The organism is Mesorhizobium sp. M1A.F.Ca.IN.020.06.1.1 (genome assembly GCF_004023265.1).
GTDB lineage: Bacteria > Pseudomonadota > Alphaproteobacteria > Rhizobiales > Rhizobiaceae > Mesorhizobium.
Genome location: NZ_RZSR01001605.1, coordinates 1 through 694 on the forward strand (window position 1 = coordinate 1; position 694 = coordinate 694).

Annotated in this window: 1 protein-coding gene; it reads right to left on the minus strand. The window is 68.7% G+C overall.

What is annotated here, in order from left to right; all coding sequences use genetic code 11:
- Nucleotides 1–694: DHHA1 domain-containing protein (locus EOA60_RS35830; RefSeq protein WP_245502714.1), on the minus strand; the 694-nt coding region annotated here is incomplete at both ends.

A 694-nucleotide genomic window follows, 5' to 3' on the forward strand; every position in this document is an offset into this window, starting at 1 on the left:
GAATTGCACTGAGCGGTTGCCGTTCCAGTAATTGCCCGACAGCGAACCGGCTATGTGCACGGTCTTGCCCCTGTTCTTGAACAGGAATTCGCCGAGCGCGGTGTCGACGGCGCGGAACGCGATCGCCTGGAGGTTGCCGCCGCTTTGCGACTGCAGGTCGGCGCGGATGTGGTTGGTGCCGATCGGCCGCGCATCGATAAGTCTGTGGCGCGGCAGCACAAACACCGGCGCGATGTGACCGGCGCCGAACGGGCCGGCTTTCTCCAGCTCGTCGAGAAGCGCCAGCGTCGCGCCCTCGGCGGCTAAGGCGCCGTCAATCGCCAGGCTTTCCTCGCTCTGCAGCCGGAACATATCCGCCGCAGCGCGCTCCTCGAAGAAAGCCCGAAGCGCGCCGAGCTTGGCACGTTCCACGGTGATGCCTGCCGCCATGCCGTGACCGCCGCCCTTGGCGATCAGGCCGGCCTGCGCCGCCTCGCGCACCAGCCGGCCGAGATCGAAACCGGAGACCGAGCGCCCCGAGCCGGTGCCGATCCCATTGGCATTGAAGGCGATGGCGAAAGCGGGACGGCGCGCATGTTCCTTGAGCCGCGAGGCCAGCAGCCCGACGATGCCGGGATGCCAGCTGTTGCTGGCGGTCACGACGATGCCAGGGCCGGTGCCGCCGGCAAGCTCCGCGTCGGTCTCGGCGCGCGCC